Consider the following 19,067-nt stretch of genomic DNA (forward strand, 5'->3'; position numbering starts at 1 on the left):
TGAAATGTTTGCAGGGCATTTTGGCTTAGCGGCAGTAGTAAAAGCCAAATCACCTAAACTACCACTTTGGGCTCTTATGGTAAGCACACAATTGTTGGATGTCATTTTTTTGCCGCTGTATATTTTAGGAGTAGAGACAATTGAACCTATTAATAGTAATGGTTATGGTGAAGCAATCATTCACGCGGATTATTCACACTCTTTAATCGGAGCACTGTTTATTGCTTTTGTTGCAGGAATAGTCGGTACGAGGCTGTGGGGAAAGCGAAATGGCTTTGTTATTGGAGCTGTAGTTTTTAGTCATTGGATTTTAGATTTACTTGTGCACCGTGCTGATTTGCCGTTACTTCCAGGGAATTTTGGAGACTTACCTATGCTTGGGTTTGGTTTGTGGCGATTTCCGGCTATTAGTATCATATCGGAATGTATTCTTATTGCGATAGGTGGTATATTATATTTCCGTTTTATTGTTTCAAGTGCGGGCGAACAAAAGAAATTTATAGCAAGAATAACCGGCGGGTTGGTAGTTATATTATTAATTTTTTCGTTGCTCATCAGTATAGTGTCTTGAATATGGATAGCCGGAAACCTTAGAAGCGATTCTAAGGTTTTTTAGTGCATATGATTCGAAAAGAATGGTAGGTGGGGGTGGATGGATTAAAGTTTCATTTTATTGATGTTAAAAATAATTTACATCATGTTAAAAATAAATTACAATTGAAATATAGAAAATAATGTAAAAAGGAGAGGTTATGAAACAGAGTGGAATTTTACAAAATAATCTCGTTGTACTCAGAGCGGAAAAACGCTGGTCACAAACTGATTTAGCGAACAAAGCTGGGGTAAGCAGACAAACGATCGCCTCAATTGAAGCGAATCGTTACAATCCATCTTTAATTTTAGCTTTTGAAATTGCACATATTTTAGGTAAGGAGTTTCATGAAGTTTTTCAATATAAGATAGAGGGGGAAACGGAATGAGTATTGTAATAGGGATCATAATCTCAGTAGCAGGACTAATAGGTGTTTTATATGCAACACGTTTTCAGAAGAATGAGGGGGAAGACGAAAGAGGCGAGCATATTACAGGAAATGCTGCTAAAATTTCATTATTTGTATTTTTATTTCTATATTTAGTTATCTTCTTAATTGGGAATGTATATTCGTTAACGGGCGAACAGTATAAATTAGCAAATGCATGTTTATTAGCTGGAGTGCTTTGTTCTTATGCTTTAACTATCGTAGTTTTGAAAAGAAGATATTAGATGAGAAAGAGCCTCTAGTGGTTTAGAGGCTCTTTTTTGTTAAATGATATTATTTTGCAGGTTTGAAAAATGTGCATATAGCTAAGGACAGGCAAACGAAAATAAATGCAATAGGATCTTGATATGGACTAGGCTCAGAGCCCTTCTGGATTTCTGTAAGGAAGTCGTGGGTTTTCATGTTCATTGCTCCTTTAACTATTAAGTTTTATATGATGCGAGGTTTATGGTGAATAGGAAGTGTTTTTTGAAATTTCATATAATAATTATTGCATAGCAATTCTATTCCTAAAACTATAAAATATAAAGTTTTTATAATATGTAAAATTGCATATTATTCTTTTTGTAAAAATTGTTATATTATCTTTATATTTAAATTAAATGATTTTAATGATATAAATGAGAATAACTGGAGGGATACTGTGAGTAAAACAGTGTTAGAAGCGTATAGTGCAGAAAGAAAAATAGAGAATATAACATATAAAAATCTATTTGTAATGATAGCAATGATTATAGGGATTTCACTCCTAGGAGGATTATTCCTTGGTTTAGCCTTTGGGATTTATGGAGAAGAAGCATTAAGTACTAAATTAGAAGGATATTATTTGCTCTTATTCGATGCATCTGTTGTTGCTATCGTTTTATTAGCTTATAAACCGGTTCTTCATTTTATTAAATCTATTTGGGATTTATCCGTTTTGAAGAGTGGGAAGACATATTTATATCTATTAATTGGTTTTATTATCATTGCAGTATCACAATATTTAATGTTACATGTATTTAGCTTTGAAAGTGCAGCAGAACAAAAGGAACAATTAGGGAGTTTAGGGCTTCAAAATAGCATACAAAGTATTATATATGTGTTAAGTGTTGCTATCATTACACCGGTTAAAGAAGAAATTCTATTTCGAGGTATTTTATATCGATTTTTAGAAAAGAGATATAATTTTTTAGTTAGTATCATGATTTCTTCCTTCGTTTTTGGAATTCTTCATGGAGGTCTTCTAATTACGGCAACGATTATGGGAATGGTATTTGCAATGTTATACAAAAAGACACAATCTATTATACCTAGTATTATTTTACATATTGTATGGAACTTACTTGTGAGTATAAGTATGATTGTATCTCTATAAAAATAAATACATAACCAGTATAAAAGATGAATGGCTTAGCTATTCATCTTTTATTTTGTATGCACGTGAAAAAGTTAATTTATGTATACAATCAAAAAATAGCTAAATACTAACAGTGAACGAACAAAGAAAGGTAGGAGTATTCTATGCAAAACTTAACAGAGCTTGAAGTAGAAAACTTACGTCATTTAATTGGTGGACACGCAACAATTATTAACAAGTTAGAGCAGTATGCACAAACGTGTACAGATCCACAATTGAAACAAATGTTACAAAAGGATGCGCAAGATGCACGAAATACGAAGCAACAATTAATGACTTTCCTAGGATAGGAGGAAGCGGAAAATGAATGAAAAAGATATGGTAAATGATTATTTAGCAGGGTTAAATGCAAGTTTAACAAGTTATGCAAATTATATTGCTCAGTCTGATAATGAACAGTTACACCAAACGTTAATCCAAATTCGTAATCAAGATGAAATGCGCCAACGTAATATGTATGAATACGCAAAGCAAAAAAGTTATTACAAACCGGCAGCACCTGCAAATCCAATGATTGTACAACAATTAAAAAGCCAATTAAGTGCGGAATAACAGAAAAAAGAAAACGAGCGAATCTATTCGCTCGTTTTCTTTTTGTATATGTCAATAAATACATAATAAATATTTTTCCAGTTGTAACAAATATGACGAAAATGGAATATAACAATTCACAAAAAGGACAAAAACTTTGCTCAATATTTCACAAAGTATCCATGGTTTCTATCGTGGGAACCTCTATAATTAGGAGTGTAAGGAACAAAAGAAATAGATTATATGATCAATTAGGAGAGATTGCTATGAAAAGACATACAAGAAAAATTGCAATTATCGGTACTGGATTAGTTGGATCAAGTTGTGCATATTCCATTGTCAATCAAGGCATTTGCGAAGAGCTATTATTAATTGATATAAATCATGAACGTGCAGTTGGGGAAGCAATGGATTTATCACACTGCATTAACTTTACAAATACAAGAACAAAAGTATATGCAGGAAGTTATGAAGACTGCAAAGATATGGACATTGTTATTATTACAGCAGGACCAGCACCAAAACCAGGGCAAAGTCGCTTAGATACTTTAGGAGCAAGCGCAAAGATTATGGAAAGTGTTGTTGGCGGCGTAATGGAAAGTGGATTTGATGGTATTTTCTTACTTGCATCAAACCCAGTTGATATTATTACATATCAAGTGTGGAAATTATCTGGATTACCTAGAAATCGTGTGATCGGTACTGGTACATCACTAGATTCTTCTCGCTTACGAACAATTTTATCTGAAATGTTACATGTAGATCCTCGTAGTATTCACGGGTATTCATTAGGAGAACATGGTGATTCTCAGATGGTTGCTTGGTCACACGTAACTGTTGGTGGAAAACCAATTCTGCAAATATTAGAAGAACAAAAAGAACGATTTGGTGAAATAGATTTAGATGAAATCGTTGAGAAGACTGCAAAAGCCGGATGGGAAATTTATAAACGAAAAGGTACTACTTATTACGGAATCGGAAACTCTCTAGCATATATTGCAAACTCAATCTTTAACGATGATCATCGTGTAATTGCTGTATCAGCTATTTTAGATGGTGAGTATGGTGAATATGATATTTGTACAGGAGTGCCAGCTATTATTACTAGAGATGGTATAAGAGAAATTGTAGAACTAAATTTAACAGAGGATGAAGAATCTCGATTCGCAAAATCAAACGACATTTTACGTGATTATATGAAAACAATTGGCTACTAACTTATAGGAGAAGGTGAAACAAATGAAGGAATATATAATGTCTCGTGTATTTAAAGCATCAGCTGGAATCGCACAAGGTATTTTCGTATCCCTTGGAATTGGTTTACTAATCGAAAATATAGGAAGAATTGTTGATATTCCGTTGCTTATTACAATCGGAGTTGTTGCAAAATCACTTATGGCACCAGCCATTGGTGCCGGAATTGCTTTTATGCTCGGTGCGAACGGTCTTGTAATCTTCTCAGCTATGGTAGCTGGAGCAATTGGTGCCGGATCCATTTCAATTACTGAAGCAGGTCTAATTATTAAAACAGGTGAGCCAATCGGTGCATTATTAACAGCGACTTTAGCTGTATATATTGGTAAACGTTTAAGTGGAAAAACTGCGTTAGATATGATGCTCGTTCCATTTGCGGCAATATTAGGTTCTGGTTTAGTCGGCATTTGGTTATCTCATAATATTACTCCTGTTTTAAATGCAGTTGGAGCATTCATTAAAGATAGTTCAGCTGGTAGCCCGTTCATCGCTTCTATCGTCATTGCAGTCGTTTGGGGATTATTACTTATCTCTCCAGCTTCATCAGCTGCGTTAGCGATCGCACTTAGCTTAGACGGTGTTGCAGGTGGTGCTGCTCTTGCAGGCTGCGTTGCTCAGTTTATCGGATTCTCTGTCATCTCTGCGAAAGAAAATAATTTAGGTGGCATATTAGCTCAAGCTCTTTGTACTCCGAAAGTACAGTTGCCAAATATCACTAAAAATCCAATGATTCTCGTCCCAACTGTCGTCGCCAGTGCGATAGTTGGTCCAGTATCTGCATTAATTTTCCAACTGGAAGCAGGAAAAGAAATTGCAGGTCTTGGATTAAGTTCTCTTATCGCACCAATTAATTTAATTTCCAGCGAAGGATGGGAAGTTGTCCCAGCGATGGTAATCACTTATATCGTCATTCCAGTAGCTGTTTCTTATATACTTTACATTGCTCTTAAAAAAGCAGGTCGTATTCACTCTGGTGATATGACTGTACCGCAATCTTAACTTGAAAATCTCCTTTTATATAGAGAAAAGCAGACTGAGAAGCCACAGTCTGCTTTTTACATTTTTTGATTTTGTTTTACTGGAACACGTACTGTTTCTTTTGCTAATAAAAGCTGAACGCCGAAGTAGAGTATGCTTGCAAGAGTCATTCCAGAAATGGCGTCTACAAATGCATGTTGCTTCGTAAATAGCGTTGATAAAATAATAAGCGTACCGAAGAAGGTAAGGATGTAATATTCAAAAGCATGCTGTTCTCTACGTTTAAAGGCAGCTAGCATAATGACAAATGTAGTAAGAACATGAATGCTCGGGAAACAATTTACCGGTTGATCGATACTATAAATATAGCGGACTAGTTCGGAAAATACGTCTGTTCCAACGACGGTTGGACGTGGTACAGTTGTCTGCCAAAAATAATAAATGGAAAAACAAGCAAGTTTTCCAAGAATGATACTACTTAAAGTGACATAATATTGCTTTCTATCTGCAAAGCAGTAATAAATAAGTGCGCCGTATAAGTAAGGAAACCAAAGTAAATAAGGAATAATAAATGCTTTCACAAATGGAATCCAATCATCTACTACAGTTGTGACATCTACTGCGTGTACAGTCGATTTATTTAATACATCGTAAAGGGGACTTACGAGTACGAGTAGAAGTATATAACTTAACGGAAGAAAAGATGAAAGTTTAAATTTCTTCATGATAATCTCCTATGTTTAGTAATGTAAGTAAATTCAATTGATTATAATATAGAAACGCAATTTGGGCTATCGATTTTGCTTACATTTTCTTGAATTCACCTTACGTTTTTGTCACTTGACTGAAAAGAAGGGGAGGGTGCTAAATGAAGCGTTTATCGTATTTCTTAGTTTTTATATTGATATGCCTAGCGAGTGCTGGGTGTGCAAAGGATAAAGAAGGAGAGAAATTAGAATATAACGGAAGAGCACTCGTAATTGGAGTTGTTGGAGAAAAACCGAAAGATACGTTTAGGAATGTAAAGTTTGAGGAAATAAAGTTAGAGGAACTGGAAAAGAAATCTAAGGAAGTAGATGGTTTTCTAATAATGAAAGATCACTTTCAAGAAGCCTCAACAGAGCAATATAAAAATGTATTTTCATCACTAAAGAAACCAGTATTTTTTATCGGTTTACAAGATAAATCATATTCGATTTTTATTACAAAAGGGATAGAGTATAACAGTGCCCGAAAAGATGTAAATGCGATGTATACGCAAGGGTTTGCAAATATCGGAAGTGGTGAAGGACAACAATGGGCAGTTGGTTTATCTAATGGCGGAAATACTGAAGAAAGCATTCATAATATGTATATCGTCGTATTTCAAACCATTGCAGATTATTTGAATAGATAATGAAGGAGCCTGCAAAAGAGGCTTCTTATTTTTTTAATCAAACGTTTGTTTAAGAGGTATGTTCGGTAGGAAGAAACTGATGTAGCTAAAGGGTGAACAAGGGAAAATAGGAATTTAATCAAACGTTTGTTTAACATATATGTTCGGTAGAAAGAAAACGATGTAGCTAAAAGAGTGAACAAAGAAAAATAGGGAGTTAATCAAACGTTTGTTTAACATATATGTTCGATACAGAATGAGAGGAAAATCTAAAAAAATTTATATATTTATTTTTCCTTAACAAATGGCGGAAAAATAAGAAAAATTTGCAGGATTATTAAAAATTATCACGAAATAAGTAAAAGTTTAGCGAATAATCGTTTGAAATAATAAAACGTTTTCTATATGATAAAGGTAAAGGTTAGTAAAAAAGTAGGTGAATTTATGACAGTAACATTTTATTCATATCCAAAGTGTGGCACATGTCAAAAAGCAAAGAAATGGTTTGAGGCAAACGATGTAGCATATGAGATGATTCATATTGTTGAAAATCCACCATCAAAAGAAGATTTACGTAATTTACATGAAAAAAGTGAATTACCATTAAAAAAATTCTTTAATACAAGTGGAATGCGTTACCGTGAACTTGGTCTGAAAGATAAGTTAAAAGATGCAAGTGAAGACGAAATGTACGAGCTTTTAGCATCTGATGGCATGTTGATTAAACGTCCAATTGTAACAGATGGAACGAAGGTAACACTTGGTTTTAACGAAGAGCAGTTTGAAAGTGTGTGGAAAAAGTACCAATAAGGTATTTTTACATAATTAATACATTCACTGGAGGTACAGTCATGAGCATTCCAAATAATTTACGTTACTCTGAAGAACACGAATGGGTAAAAACTGAAGGTAATGAAGTTGTTATCGGTATTACTCACTTTGCACAAAGTGAGCTAGGCGATATCGTATTCGTTGAACTTCCAGAAGTAGGTGCAACAATCGAAGCTGACGAGCCATTCGGAAGCGTAGAATCTGTTAAAACAGTTTCTGAATTATACGCACCTGTAAGCGGTAAAGTTGTAGCAGTAAACGAAGAATTAAGTGACCAACCAGAACTTGTTAACGAATCTCCATACGAGGGTGCATGGATGGTTAAAGTTGAACTTTCTGATGCAAGCCAAGTTGAAAAGTTATTAACTGCTGAAAAATATGCAGAAATGACAAACCAAGACTAATTATAGTCGACTGAAGGACAGCCTTTGTGCTGTCCTTTTTTATTTTGTGTTACATAATGCATTTAAAAACGAGCGCAAATGAATAAGCTATTATAGGAATGAATGTTTTTCGATAAGGTTTCATGGGGCTTTGTAATCTGAACGAGCCGCTTGCGCTTTTCTTTTGCAAAAATAAACAGGAAACAACATGAAAATAACGAATATACTATATACTAAGTTAAAGGTTGTATAGTATATGGTGATCGGGTGATGACATATGATTTATGTAGAAAAAGTCATTATTGTAGAAGGTACATCAGATAGAAGAAAGATTGAATCTATTATTCGTGAACCGGTGGAAATTGTTTGTACAAATGGTACAATTGGTTTGTCGAAAATGGATGAGCTCGTCGATCAGTTTTTTGATAAGGAAGTGTATGTGCTAGTGGATGCTGATGATGCTGGAGAAAAGTTAAGGAAACAGTTTCGAAAAGAATTTCCGCAAGCAGAGCATATTTATATTGATCGCTCGTACCGGGAAGTGGCAACAGCGCCATCTTCACACTTAGCAAATGTATTATGGGGAGCTGACATTGACGTTTATACAGAATATTTACGGTAAGGAATGATAGAAGTGATTGACTGGACAGGAGCCGAAGCTACAGCCCTAATAGAGAATGAAGAAAAAACAGTGTTATATGTATATACTCCAATGTGTGGAACATGCCAATTAGCAAAAAAGATGTTAACAGTCGTTGAGATGACAATTGAAGATCTCAAAATTGGAATGTTAGATTTAAATTATGCTCCGCATTTCGCGAAAGAGTATGGAATTGAAAGTGTACCTTGTTTACTTGTTTTTGAAAATGGGACACTCATGAAGAAGATATATGCATTTCATTCGGTTGAATATTTATATACGGAATTAAAGTAGGCGGCAAAGTTTTTGCCGCCTCGACATATTTCTTGGGAAATATGTCGAGATGCAGGGTGGTTACAGTATTTGTCGAGCGAAAGTAACAGGATTGCTCTTTAGTGAGAGGGAATGGTATGTAATAGAAAGTGATATGAAGGATGTGATTTAGAGTGGAATTATATTCTTTGCTTCAATCATTTGTAAATTACGCTAATGGTCAATATCATTTAGAGCCGCTTTTAAGACAAGGAGAAAAAACTGTTAATTTCCGCTTTGGAGATGAAAGTTGTTCGTTACAAATTTCAAGAGATTATATAGAACTGTTGAAAGAAGAAAGAGGAACGGAGCAAATCGTTTGTGTAGATGAAGAAGATGTAAAACAATTGGTGAATGGCAATGTACGATTGCAAACGTTAATGAACGATGGACGTATACAATATTCGGGAACGTATCGAACGATGTTATTAATTGAATCGATGTTTCATATATGTAAACCGATGTCAGTGGGCGCTTAAAATTCTGAAGTTTCGTTTTTTACGAAAATTTCTGTTGACATGGTGTGTGGATATTGATACAATTCAATTCATAAAATATAGACAATTTCATAAATTACAAATCAGACGAAAATGTAATCTGATTTCTCTTATCAAGAGAGGTGGAGGGACTGTGCCCTGTGAAGCCCGGCAACCGTCAACTTATGTTGAAATGGTGCCAATTCCTGCAAAGCAAATGCTTTGAGAGATGAGAGAGAGGGATAATGTTGTTATATACGCATATAAACCTTTCTGCTTCTCTAAAGCGGAAAGGTTTTTTTATTGTTTGAATGTGGAGGACATTCAAATAATAAAAGTAATGAGAACGGTGGACTACACGCATCAAAAATAAAAAATTGCGGAGTCGATCAAAAATCTAGCTTCAGCGGCTAGAACAGTCGGTCGTTTCATCCCTTCCTATGAGGCAAAAAGCGCCTCTACGTCTGGGATTCCAACGCCCTCTTGTTCTAAGCGAGCCGCTTACGCTTTTTATTAAAAAAAGGGGTGATACACCATGATTCTATTAGAGAATGTAAAGAAAATATATAAAGCAAAAAGCGGTGATGTCACTGCTGTAGATAATGCCAATTTAAAAATAGATAAAGGTGAAATATTTGGTGTTATCGGATATAGTGGCGCTGGAAAAAGTTCTTTAATTAGATTGTTCAATCAGTTGGAGAAACCAACTTCTGGCCAAATTACAATTGCAAATCGTGTCATTTCAGCGATTACAGGAAGCGAACTTCGTAAGGCAAGACAAGAGATCGGAATGATTTTTCAACACTTCAACTTACTTTGGTCACGAACTGTACGTGAAAATATTGAGTTCCCACTTGAAATTGCAGGTGTTGATAAGACGAAGAGAAGGAAACGCGTGGATGAGTTAATTCATCTTGTTGGATTAGAAGGAAGAGGAGACGCGTACCCATCTCAGCTGAGCGGAGGACAGAAGCAACGTGTTGGTATTGCGAGAGCGTTAGCTAACAATCCGCAAGTACTTTTATGTGATGAAGCAACGTCCGCTCTTGATCCAGAAACGACAGATCAAATTTTAGATCTATTATTAGATATTAATAAACGTCTCGGCTTAACAATTGTACTTATTACACACGAGATGCACGTAATTCGAAAGATTTGTAATCGAGTGGCGGTAATGGAGAAAGGAAAGATTGTAGAAACGGGTCCAGTACTTGATGTGTTCCGTAATCCGCAGCAAGATATTACGAAACGATTTGTACAGCAGTTAACGGATTCTGAAGATACAAATGAAACGATTGAAAGTTTAATTGAAAAATATCCAGATGGAAAAGTAGTTCGTTTGCAGTTTATCGGTGAAGCTGTAGAAAGACCAGTACTTCAAAGATTAATGCAACGCAGTGATATAGAAGTTAGCATTTTGCAAGGAAATATCGCACAAACGAATAACGGCTCTTACGGTAGTTTAGTTGTTCATTTAAATGGTGAGGAAACAGCGATTCAGCAAGCAATAGAGGGAATACATCAAGATCAAGTAGAGCTGGAGGTGATTGCACATGGATAAATTACTCACAAATGTTGATTGGAATCAAATGTTAGAAGCAACGGGTGAAACGTTATATATGACGGCAATCGCAGCTCTTGCCACATTTGTTTTAGGACTCATTTTAGGATTGTTACTCTTTATGACAGCGAAAGATAATTTATGGGAAAACAAAGCGGTTAACACGGCGATTGGAGCGTTCGTAAACATTTTCCGCTCGATACCGTTCATTATTTTAATCATTTTATTAATCCCATTCACAAAGATTCTGCTTGGAACAATTCTTGGAGCGAGTGCAGCACTTCCAGCTTTAATTATTGGAGCGGCACCGTTTTACGCGAGAATGGTTGAAATCGCCCTTCGTGAAATTGATAAAGGTGTAATTGAAGCTTCAAAAGCGATGGGAGCAAAAACAAGCACAATTATTTTGAAGGTGTTAATTCCAGAATCGTTACCAGCATTAGTATCTGGTATTACGGTTACGACAATTGCTTTAGTAGGCTATACAGCAATGGCGGGAGTTGTTGGTGCTGGTGGCCTTGGAACACTTGCTTATTTAGAAGGATTCCAACGAGGAAATAACGACGTAACAATCGTTGCGACAATTTGTGTATTACTAGTTGTATTTTTCATTCAATGGATTGGTGATCGTGTAACGACTCGAATAGATAAACGATAATAAAAAACGGGAGGATGTTTCAAATGAAAAAGTTATTACTTACAGCACTTATTTCAACTTCTATTTTTGGGTTAGCTGCTTGTGGCGGCAAAGATAAAGATGAAAAGAAACTTGTTGTTGGTGCTTCTAACGTACCGCACGCTGAAATTTTAGAAAAGGCAAAACCGTTACTTGAGAAAAAAGGAATTGAATTAGAAGTGAAAAAATTCCAAGATTACGTGTTGCCAAATAAATCGTTAGCAGATAAGGATTTAGACGCAAACTATTTCCAACACATTCCGTATTTAGAAAAAGAAATTAAAGATAAAAAATACGATTTTGAAGTAGCAGGAAAAATTCATTTAGAGCCAATTGGTGTATATTCTCAAAAATATAAGAGCTTAAAAGAACTTCCAGACGGAGCGACAATTATTATGAGTAATTCAGTTGCTGATCATGGACGTGGTTTAGCAATTTTACAAAAAGAAGGCATTTTAAAAATTAAAGATGGGGTGGATCCAGTTAAAGCAACTCCAAAAGATATTGCGGATAACCCGAAAAACTTGAAATTCAAAACAGATATTGAGCCTGGTTTATTGCCACAAGTGTATAACAATAAAGAAGGCGACGCGGTTCTAATTAACTCGAACTATGCAATTGATGCGAAGTTAAACCCAGAAAAAGATGCAATTGCAATTGAAAGTAATGATTCACCATACGCAAACGTAGTAGCTGTTCGTAAAGGTGATAAAGATAAGAAAGAGATTAAAGCTCTTGTAGAAGTATTACATTCTAAAGAAATTGAAGATTTCATTAATAAAGAATATAAAGGGGCAGTTGTTCCTGTAAAAGAATAATTGCTGTAAAAGGGCTGGTGTATGCCAGCCTTTTTTATAACTACATAATTATACGGGAGAAGGGGACATCAAATGAAAAAGATTCTATTGTCAGTTGTTACAGCGCTGTCTGTATTTACATTAGCTGCTTGCGGAGGAAAAGAGGAGAATAAGCTTGTTGTGGGAGCTTCTAACGTACCGCACGCTGTTATTTTAGAAAAGGCACAGCCAATATTAGAGAAAAAGGGTATTAAATTAGAAATTAAAAAATTCCAAGATTATGTGCTGCCGAATAAAGCGTTAGCGGATAAGGAAATTGATGCAAACTACTTCCAGCACATTCCTTACTTAGATAAAGAAATTCAAGAAAAAGGATATAAAATTGTAAACGCAGGAAAAATTCATTTAGAGCCAATGGGCATTTATTCTAAGAAATATAAAAGCTTAAAAGACTTACCAGATGGCGGGACAGTGATTATGAGTAATAACGTAGCGGAGCGTGGCCGTATGCTAGCACTGTTACAAAAAGGCGGCGTTATTAAATTAAAAGACGGAGTAGATGTTGTGAAAGCAACAGTAAAAGATGTTGTAGAAAATCCGAAAAACTTAAAGTTTAAAACAGATGTAGAGCCTGGTCTTTCACCGAAGTTATATGAAAATAATGAAGGTGATGCATTATTTATTAATTCAAACTATGCAATTGATGCAAAATTAAATCCAACAAAAGATGCGATTGCGATTGAAGGATCAGACTCTCCGTATGCAAATATTATTGCAGTTCGTAAAGGTGACGAGAAGAAAAAAGAAATTAAGGAGCTAGTAGAAGTGCTGCATTCAAAAGAAATTCAAGATTTTATTAATAAAGAATATAAAGGTGCTGTACTTCCGGTAAGTGAATAGATATAAGGAAAGGGCTGGAAATTTACCAGTCCTTTTTTCTTTATATAAATAAGAAGAAAGGTGTATCATATAAGGATGCAAGTGAAATACTTATATACATTTGTGAAAAAATTGTTACTTTTTTTCATCGTTTGCGATATCATTTTATTTGATATAAAATTAGAATGAGAATAAAATGAGAATATGAACGTTTTAGGAATTTTTAAAATGTATATATAGGATTAATGGAGGTATTGAGATGGCTGGTTCTACATTAACGGTTAAAGACTTACACGTATCAATTGATGGCAAAGAAATTTTAAAAGGTGTAAACCTTGAAGTAAAAGGTGGAGAAATCCACGCAATTATGGGACCTAACGGAACAGGTAAATCAACTTTATCTTCTGCAATTATGGGTCACCCAAAATATGAAGTAACAGAAGGTAGCATCATCATCGACGGTGAAGATGTATTAGAAATGGAAGTAGACGAGCGCGCGCAAGCAGGTCTATTCCTAGCAATGCAATATCCAAGTGAAATTAGCGGAGTAACAAACGCTGACTTCTTACGTTCTGCAATTAACGCACGTCGTGAAGAAGGCGATGAAATTTCTCTTATGAAATTTATCCGTAAATTAGATAAAAACATGGAATTCCTAGAAATGGATCCAGAAATGGCACAACGTTACTTAAACGAAGGTTTCTCTGGCGGTGAGAAAAAACGTAACGAAATTCTTCAATTAATGATGATTGAGCCAAAAATCGCAATCTTAGACGAAATTGACTCAGGTCTTGATATCGATGCATTAAAAGTTGTATCTAAAGGTATTAACGAAATGCGCGGCGAAGACTTCGGTTGCCTAATGATTACGCATTACCAACGTTTATTAAACTACATCACTCCAGACTTCGTTCACGTTATGATGAACGGTCGTATCGTTAAATCTGGTGGACCTGAGCTTGCACAACGTCTAGAAGCTGAAGGTTACGACTGGATTAAAAAAGAATTAGGTATTGAAGACGAAACAACAGAGCAAGAAGCGTAAGAGAGGAGCATAAACATGACAATCGGTACATTACCTTTCGATCAAGAAACAATCCGTCAACGCGCAAGCGAAGTAAACGAAGCAGCTTGGTTGACTGAGTTCCGCTTACAAGCTCTTGCACAAGCAACTGAACTTCCAATGCCAACTCCTGATAAAACGAAAATTGACAAATGGGACTTTATCGGAAAAGGCGACGCTGCTAAGCAAGAGCCTGTAAGTTCTTTAACAGAGCTTCCAGAAGCAGTGAAAAACTTAATCGATGAAAATAACAGCGTATTAGTGCAACGTACTGGTACAACTGCATTCGTTTCTTTAGCAGACGAAGCAAAAGAAAAAGGTGTTATTTTCACAGACATCGTAACAGCTGCAACAGAGCATGCTGAACTAGTACAAAAGTACTTAATGAAAGACGGCGTGAAGGTAGACGAGCATCGTCTAACTGCACTTCATGCTGCATTAATCAACGGTGGTGCATTCGTATATGTTCCGAAAAACGTTGTTCTTGAAACTCCACTTCAAGCTGTATTCTTAGTAGACGGCGAAGAAGCTAACGTATATAACCACGTATTATTCGTAGCTGATGCGAACAGTACTGCAACTTATGTAGAAAACTACGTTGCAAATGAAAATGCTAAAGGTATTGCAAATATCGTAGCAGAAGTAATCGTGGAACAAGGCGCACAAGTGAAATTCGGTGCGGTTGATTTATTAGCAAAAGACGTAACAACTTACGTTAACCGCCGCGGTATTGTTGGACGCGACGGCCGCGTTGATTGGGCTCTAGGCCTTATGAATGACGGAAACACAATTTCAGAGAACGTTACAAACTTAATGGGCGACGGTTCATATGCTGATACGAAAACAGTAACAATTGGCCGTGGTAACCAAACACAAAACTTTACAACTAAAGTTGTTCACTTCGGTAAACACTCTGAAGGTTGGATTTTAAAACACGGTGTACAAAAAGATAGTGCAACATCTATCTTTAACGGAATTGGTAAGATTGAACACGGTGCATCTAAATCAAATGCACAACAATCTTCTCGCGTTCTTATGTTAGATGAGAAAGCACGCGGTGATGCAAACCCAATTCTTTTAATTGACGAAGATGATGTTATGGCAGGGCACGCAGCTTCAGTAGGTCGCGTAGATCCAACTCAACTATACTACTTAATGAGCCGTGGTATTCCAAAACGCGAAGCAGAACGTTTAGTCATCCATGGATTCTTAGCACCTGTAGTTAATGAGCTTCCAATTGAAGGAGTAAAAGCACAGCTTGTTGAGGTAATTGAAAGGAAAGTTCGCTAATGAATATTCATGAAATACGCAAACAGTTTCCAATTCTTGATCAAAAAGTGAACGGCAAACAACTTGTTTATTTCGATAGTGCAGCAACTTCTCAAAAACCAATTCAAGTCATTGAAACGTTAGAACGTTACTATAAAGAATATAACTCTAACGTGCATCGCGGTGTTCATACGCTCGGTACGAAGGCTACCGACGCGTATGAAGGTGCACGCGAGAAAGTTCGCAAGTTTATTAATGCGAAATCAATGGAAGAGATTATTTTCACGCGCGGAACGACAACTGCATTAAATACAGTAGCGGCTAGCTATGGTCTTGAAAATGTAAAAGAAGGCGATGAAATCGTTATTTCTTACATGGAGCACCATAGTAACATCATTCCGTGGCAACAAGTTGCGAAGAAAACTGGTGCAACTTTAAAATATCTTCCGCTTCAACCAGATGGGACAATTTCAATAGAAGATGCTCGTCAAACAATTACAACGAATACAAAAATCGTTTCTATCATGTATGTTTCTAACGTACTTGGAACGATTAACCCTGTAAAAGAAATCGGAGCAATCGCACACGAAAATGGCGCAATTATGGTTGTTGACGGTGCACAAAGTACACCTCATATGAAAGTGGATGTACAAGATTTAAACTGTGATTTCTACGCATTATCTGCTCATAAGATGTGCGGCCCTACAGGTATCGGCGTATTATATGGTAAGAAAGAATTGCTAAACAATATGGAGCCAATTGAATTTGGCGGTGAAATGATTGATTTCGTAGATCTACAAGAATCTACTTGGAAAGAGCTTCCGTGGAAGTTCGAAGCAGGTACGCCGATTATCGGTAATGCAATCGGACTTGGTGCGGCAATTGATTTCCTAGAAGAAATTGGTCTTCATAATATTGAAAAGCATGAGCATGAATTAGCGCAATACGCTTTAGAAAGACTATCAGAAGTAGATGGCGTTACAATTTATGGTCCAAAGCATCGCGCTGGTCTTGTTACATTTAATATTGAAGACGTACATCCTCATGATGTAGCGACAGTATTAGATGTAGAAGGTATTGCGGTTCGCGCAGGACATCACTGTGCACAACCGCTTATGAAGTGGCTGAAAGCTTCTTCAACAGCACGTGCGAGCTTCTATTTATATAATACAAAAGAAGAAATTGATACATTTGTTGAATCGCTAATCAAGACAAAGGAGTATTTCACAAATGTCATTTAATAATTTAGATACGTTATATCGTCAAGTTATTATGGATCATTATAAGAATCCTCGTAACCATGGCGTGTTAGAAGATAGTGTTACCGTTAACTTGAACAATCCAACTTGCGGCGATCGTATTCAACTTACGATGAAAGTAGAAGAAGGTATTGTGCAAGAGGCGAAGTTTGAAGGCGAAGGATGTTCAATCTCAATGTCTTCAGCTTCAATGATGACACAAGCAGTAAAAGGTAAGAAAATTGAAGAAGCACTTCAGCTTTCGAAAATTTTCTCTGACATGATGCTAGGAAAAGAGTACGATGACAGCATCGATTTAGGAGATATTGAAGCATTACAAGGCGTATGCAAGTTCCCTGCACGTATTAAATGTGCAACATTAGCGTGGAAAGCGTTAGAAAAGGGCTTAAACGAAGATAAGTAATGTTAAAGGTTCCTAAAAACGAGGTTATCTAAGGAGGGACACACCAACATGGCGAAGCAACTGCCAGATATCGGCGATTATAAATATGGTTTCAAAGACAAAGACGTTTCGATTTTCCGTGCTGGACGCGGTTTAACAAAAGAGATCGTTGAAGAGATTTCACGTATGAAAGAAGAACCACAGTGGATGTTAGACTTCCGTTTAAAATCACTGGATAAGTTCTACGAAATGCCAATGCCACAATGGGGCGGCGACTTAAACGACTTAGATTTCGATGAAATTACGTACTACGTAAAACCATCTGAGAAATCTGAGAAGTCTTGGGATGAAGTACCTGATGAAATTAAAGCTACATTTGATAAATTAGGTATTCCAGAAGCTGAGCAAAAATATTTAGCTGGTGTATCTGCACAGTACGAATCTGAAGTTGTATACCACAACATGAAAGAAGACCTAGAAGCTCTAGGAATCGTCTTCAAAGATACAGATAGCGCATTAAAAGAGAACGAAGATATTTTCCGTGAGCATTTCGGAAAAGTAATCCCGCCAACAGACAACAAATTCGCAGCATTAAACTCTGCAGTTTGGTCTGGTGGATCATTCATCTACGTTCCAAAAGGTGTGAAAGTTGATACACCACTTCAAGCGTATTTCCGTATTAACTCTGAAAATATGGGACAATTCGAGCGTACGCTTATCATCGTAGACGAAGGCGCACACGTACACTACGTAGAAGGTTGTACAGCACCTGTTTACACGACTAACTCACTTCACAGTGCGGTAGTAGAAATCATCATTAAGAAAGATGCATATTGCCGTTATACAACAATCCAAAACTGGGCGAACAACGTATACAACCTAGTTACAAAACGTGCGGTTTGTGAAGAAAACGCAACGATGGAATGGATTGACGGTAACATCGGATCTAAATTAACGATGAAATACCCAGCAGTTATCTTAAAAGGCGAAGGCGCTCGTGGTTTAACATTATCTATCGCGATTGCTGGTAAAGGCCAACACCAAGATGCTGGTGCAAAAATGATTCACTTAGCACCAAACACGTCTTCAACAATCGTTTCTAAATCGATTGCGAAGCATGGTGGTAAAGTAACTTACCGTGGTATCGTACACTTCGGACCAAAAGCGAAAAACTCTCGCTCTAACATCGAATGTGACACGTTAATCATGGATAATCAATCTACATCTGATACAATTCCTTACAACGAAATCAAAAACGATTACGTTTCACTTGAGCACGAAGCGAAAGTATCGAAAGTATCAGAAGAACAATTATTCTACCTAATGAGCCGCGGTATTTCTGAGCAAGAAGCTACAGAAATGATCGTAATGGGCTTCATCGAGCCATTCACTCGCGAACTTCCAATGGAATACGCAGTTGAAATGAACCGCCTAATCAAGTTTGAGATGGAAGGTTCTATTGGTTAAATAGAAATGCGGAGCCGACTGTTCAGACCCGTTGGCTAAGGTTCTTTCGCACAGAAGATGCTTTTTATCTTCTGGTGCGGAAGGTTCTTAGACATGAGGGTCTAGGAGGCAAAGCTGGACAATATTTAAAGTGGAGGCGGCTCGTCCAGAATGTGAGGGGGATGGAGCTTCTGACGTAGAGGCGCTTTTTGCCTCATAGGAAGAAGTGAAGCCACCGAACATTCTAGCCGCTGGAACTGGATAATATATAAAGAAAGCGCCCTGCTGTGCAGGGCGCTTTTTTATTGTGTGAGCTGGGCTCGGGGTGGGGTTAGCCGAGATACCCAGGTGGGTTTCCAGCTGGATATATCAGCGATTTTTCAAATATATCGATCACAACTCGGAATATATGATGATGTATAAAAGTATGTGTAAACATTTTTAGGCAAAAAATAAGGCAAAGTACCCCCTAGGTTTATCCAGAACCTAAAATGAAAGGAGACTTTGCCTCATGCC

General features: G+C 36.6%; 24 protein-coding genes and 1 riboswitch. Of the genes, 23 read left to right on the forward strand and 1 reads right to left on the reverse strand.

Translation table 11 applies throughout. The features are described from left to right. The first annotated feature begins 4 nt into the window (after nucleotides 1–4). The 8 genes from MR070_RS25705 (at nucleotide 5) to MR070_RS25740 (ending at nucleotide 5,223) form a co-directional block, all read left to right on the forward strand. The gene (locus tag MR070_RS25705) at nucleotides 5–571 is read left to right on the forward strand and encodes a permease (RefSeq protein WP_242262232.1); all 567 of its coding nucleotides are present in this window, start codon (nucleotides 5–7) and stop codon (nucleotides 569–571) included. Between the two features lie 181 nt (nucleotides 572–752). Beyond that, on the forward strand, nucleotides 753–980 hold the full coding sequence (locus MR070_RS25710; RefSeq protein WP_000813828.1) for a helix-turn-helix transcriptional regulator: 228 nt from the start codon (nucleotides 753–755) through the stop codon (nucleotides 978–980). Beyond that, nucleotides 977–1,264: a DUF2178 domain-containing protein gene (locus tag MR070_RS25715; RefSeq protein WP_242262233.1), complete on the forward strand. Its 288-nt coding sequence runs from the start codon at nucleotides 977–979 to the stop codon at nucleotides 1,262–1,264. The genes MR070_RS25710 and MR070_RS25715 overlap by 4 nt, the downstream gene beginning before the upstream one ends. 419 nt (nucleotides 1,265–1,683) lie before the next feature. Beyond that, nucleotides 1,684–2,397 carry a CPBP family intramembrane glutamic endopeptidase gene (locus tag MR070_RS25720; protein ID WP_242262234.1) on the forward strand — a complete coding sequence of 238 codons (714 nt, stop codon included), beginning with the start codon at nucleotides 1,684–1,686 and terminating at the stop codon, nucleotides 2,395–2,397. 146 nt (nucleotides 2,398–2,543) lie between these two features. Further along, the gene (locus MR070_RS25725; RefSeq protein WP_001180555.1) at nucleotides 2,544–2,729 is read left to right on the forward strand and encodes a hypothetical protein; all 186 of its coding nucleotides are present in this window, start codon (nucleotides 2,544–2,546) and stop codon (nucleotides 2,727–2,729) included. A 13-nt stretch (nucleotides 2,730–2,742) separates the two neighbouring features. Next, the gene (locus tag MR070_RS25730; protein WP_001002987.1) at nucleotides 2,743–2,991 is read left to right on the forward strand and encodes a spore coat protein; all 249 of its coding nucleotides are present in this window, start codon (nucleotides 2,743–2,745) and stop codon (nucleotides 2,989–2,991) included. A gap of 245 nt (nucleotides 2,992–3,236) precedes the next feature. Further along, nucleotides 3,237–4,187 carry an L-lactate dehydrogenase gene (locus MR070_RS25735; protein ID WP_000820657.1) on the forward strand — a complete coding sequence of 317 codons (951 nt, stop codon included), beginning with the start codon at nucleotides 3,237–3,239 and terminating at the stop codon, nucleotides 4,185–4,187. Between the two features lie 22 nt (nucleotides 4,188–4,209). Continuing rightward, nucleotides 4,210–5,223 (forward strand): PTS sugar transporter subunit IIC, encoded by a 1,014-nt coding sequence (locus MR070_RS25740; protein WP_000666170.1) that lies wholly within the window; start codon nucleotides 4,210–4,212, stop codon nucleotides 5,221–5,223. Between the two features lie 56 nt (nucleotides 5,224–5,279). Here MR070_RS25740 and MR070_RS25745 read toward each other — a convergent pair whose 3' ends face one another. Then, on the reverse strand, nucleotides 5,280–5,927 hold the full coding sequence (locus tag MR070_RS25745; protein WP_242262236.1) for a phosphatase PAP2 family protein: 648 nt from the start codon (nucleotides 5,925–5,927) through the stop codon (nucleotides 5,280–5,282). Nucleotides 5,928–6,070: 143 nt separating this feature from the next. On the opposite strand from MR070_RS25745, the gene MR070_RS25750 reads away from it, so the two are divergent. The 15 genes from MR070_RS25750 (at nucleotide 6,071) to sufB (ending at nucleotide 18,572) form a co-directional block, all read left to right on the forward strand. Then, nucleotides 6,071–6,598, forward strand: a complete 528-nt coding sequence (locus tag MR070_RS25750) for a hypothetical protein (protein ID WP_044791041.1) — start codon at nucleotides 6,071–6,073, stop codon at nucleotides 6,596–6,598. Between the two features lie 423 nt (nucleotides 6,599–7,021). Beyond that, on the forward strand, nucleotides 7,022–7,387 hold the full coding sequence (locus MR070_RS25755) for an arsenate reductase family protein (protein ID WP_000218967.1): 366 nt from the start codon (nucleotides 7,022–7,024) through the stop codon (nucleotides 7,385–7,387). 41 nt (nucleotides 7,388–7,428) lie between these two features. Further along, on the forward strand, nucleotides 7,429–7,812 hold the full coding sequence (gene gcvH / locus MR070_RS25760) for a glycine cleavage system protein GcvH (RefSeq protein WP_000026900.1): 384 nt from the start codon (nucleotides 7,429–7,431) through the stop codon (nucleotides 7,810–7,812). Between the two features lie 256 nt (nucleotides 7,813–8,068). After that, on the forward strand, nucleotides 8,069–8,413 hold the full coding sequence (locus MR070_RS25765; RefSeq protein WP_000640869.1) for a toprim domain-containing protein: 345 nt from the start codon (nucleotides 8,069–8,071) through the stop codon (nucleotides 8,411–8,413). Nucleotides 8,414–8,416: 3 nt separating this feature from the next. Beyond that, complete coding sequence (locus MR070_RS25770; protein ID WP_001998544.1) at nucleotides 8,417–8,725, forward strand: thioredoxin family protein; 309 nt, start codon at nucleotides 8,417–8,419, stop codon at nucleotides 8,723–8,725. A gap of 152 nt (nucleotides 8,726–8,877) precedes the next feature. Beyond that, nucleotides 8,878–9,222 carry a hypothetical protein gene (locus tag MR070_RS25775; RefSeq protein ID WP_000424933.1) on the forward strand — a complete coding sequence of 115 codons (345 nt, stop codon included), beginning with the start codon at nucleotides 8,878–8,880 and terminating at the stop codon, nucleotides 9,220–9,222. 125 nt (nucleotides 9,223–9,347) lie between these two features. Further along, nucleotides 9,348–9,455: riboswitch (SAM riboswitch) on the forward strand. 299 nt (nucleotides 9,456–9,754) lie between these two features. Beyond that, entirely contained in the window at nucleotides 9,755–10,780 is a 1,026-nt protein-coding gene (locus MR070_RS25780) for a methionine ABC transporter ATP-binding protein (protein ID WP_242262237.1), read from the forward strand. Beyond that, the gene (locus MR070_RS25785) at nucleotides 10,773–11,438 is read left to right on the forward strand and encodes a methionine ABC transporter permease (protein WP_000359556.1); all 666 of its coding nucleotides are present in this window, start codon (nucleotides 10,773–10,775) and stop codon (nucleotides 11,436–11,438) included. The genes MR070_RS25780 and MR070_RS25785 overlap by 8 nt, the downstream gene beginning before the upstream one ends. Nucleotides 11,439–11,461: 23 nt before the next feature. Then, nucleotides 11,462–12,274 carry a methionine ABC transporter substrate-binding lipoprotein MetQ gene (metQ, locus tag MR070_RS25790; RefSeq protein WP_044791042.1) on the forward strand — a complete coding sequence of 271 codons (813 nt, stop codon included), beginning with the start codon at nucleotides 11,462–11,464 and terminating at the stop codon, nucleotides 12,272–12,274. 72 nt (nucleotides 12,275–12,346) lie between these two features. Continuing rightward, nucleotides 12,347–13,153 (forward strand): methionine ABC transporter substrate-binding lipoprotein MetQ, encoded by an 807-nt coding sequence (gene metQ, locus MR070_RS25795; protein WP_000722401.1) that lies wholly within the window; start codon nucleotides 12,347–12,349, stop codon nucleotides 13,151–13,153. A gap of 238 nt (nucleotides 13,154–13,391) precedes the next feature. Then, nucleotides 13,392–14,177 (forward strand): Fe-S cluster assembly ATPase SufC, encoded by a 786-nt coding sequence (gene sufC, locus MR070_RS25800; RefSeq protein WP_000929157.1) that lies wholly within the window; start codon nucleotides 13,392–13,394, stop codon nucleotides 14,175–14,177. 15 nt (nucleotides 14,178–14,192) lie between these two features. Beyond that, nucleotides 14,193–15,485: a Fe-S cluster assembly protein SufD gene (gene sufD / locus MR070_RS25805; protein ID WP_000152165.1), complete on the forward strand. Its 1,293-nt coding sequence runs from the start codon at nucleotides 14,193–14,195 to the stop codon at nucleotides 15,483–15,485. Then, entirely contained in the window at nucleotides 15,485–16,705 is a 1,221-nt protein-coding gene (sufS, locus tag MR070_RS25810) for a cysteine desulfurase SufS (protein ID WP_242262238.1), read from the forward strand. Before sufD ends, sufS begins: the two co-directional genes overlap by 1 nt. Then, a complete protein-coding gene (sufU, locus tag MR070_RS25815) occupies nucleotides 16,695–17,126 on the forward strand; it encodes a Fe-S cluster assembly sulfur transfer protein SufU (protein ID WP_000009523.1) in 432 nt (143 codons plus the stop codon). Before sufS ends, sufU begins: the two co-directional genes overlap by 11 nt. A 48-nt stretch (nucleotides 17,127–17,174) precedes the next feature. After that, nucleotides 17,175–18,572: a Fe-S cluster assembly protein SufB gene (sufB, locus tag MR070_RS25820; protein ID WP_001118823.1), complete on the forward strand. Its 1,398-nt coding sequence runs from the start codon at nucleotides 17,175–17,177 to the stop codon at nucleotides 18,570–18,572. Nucleotides 18,573–19,067 lie beyond the last annotated feature (495 nt).

The organism is Bacillus cereus group sp. BfR-BA-01453 (genome assembly GCF_022662915.1).
In the GTDB taxonomy this organism is placed as follows: domain Bacteria; phylum Bacillota; class Bacilli; order Bacillales; family Bacillaceae_G; genus Bacillus_A; species Bacillus_A paranthracis.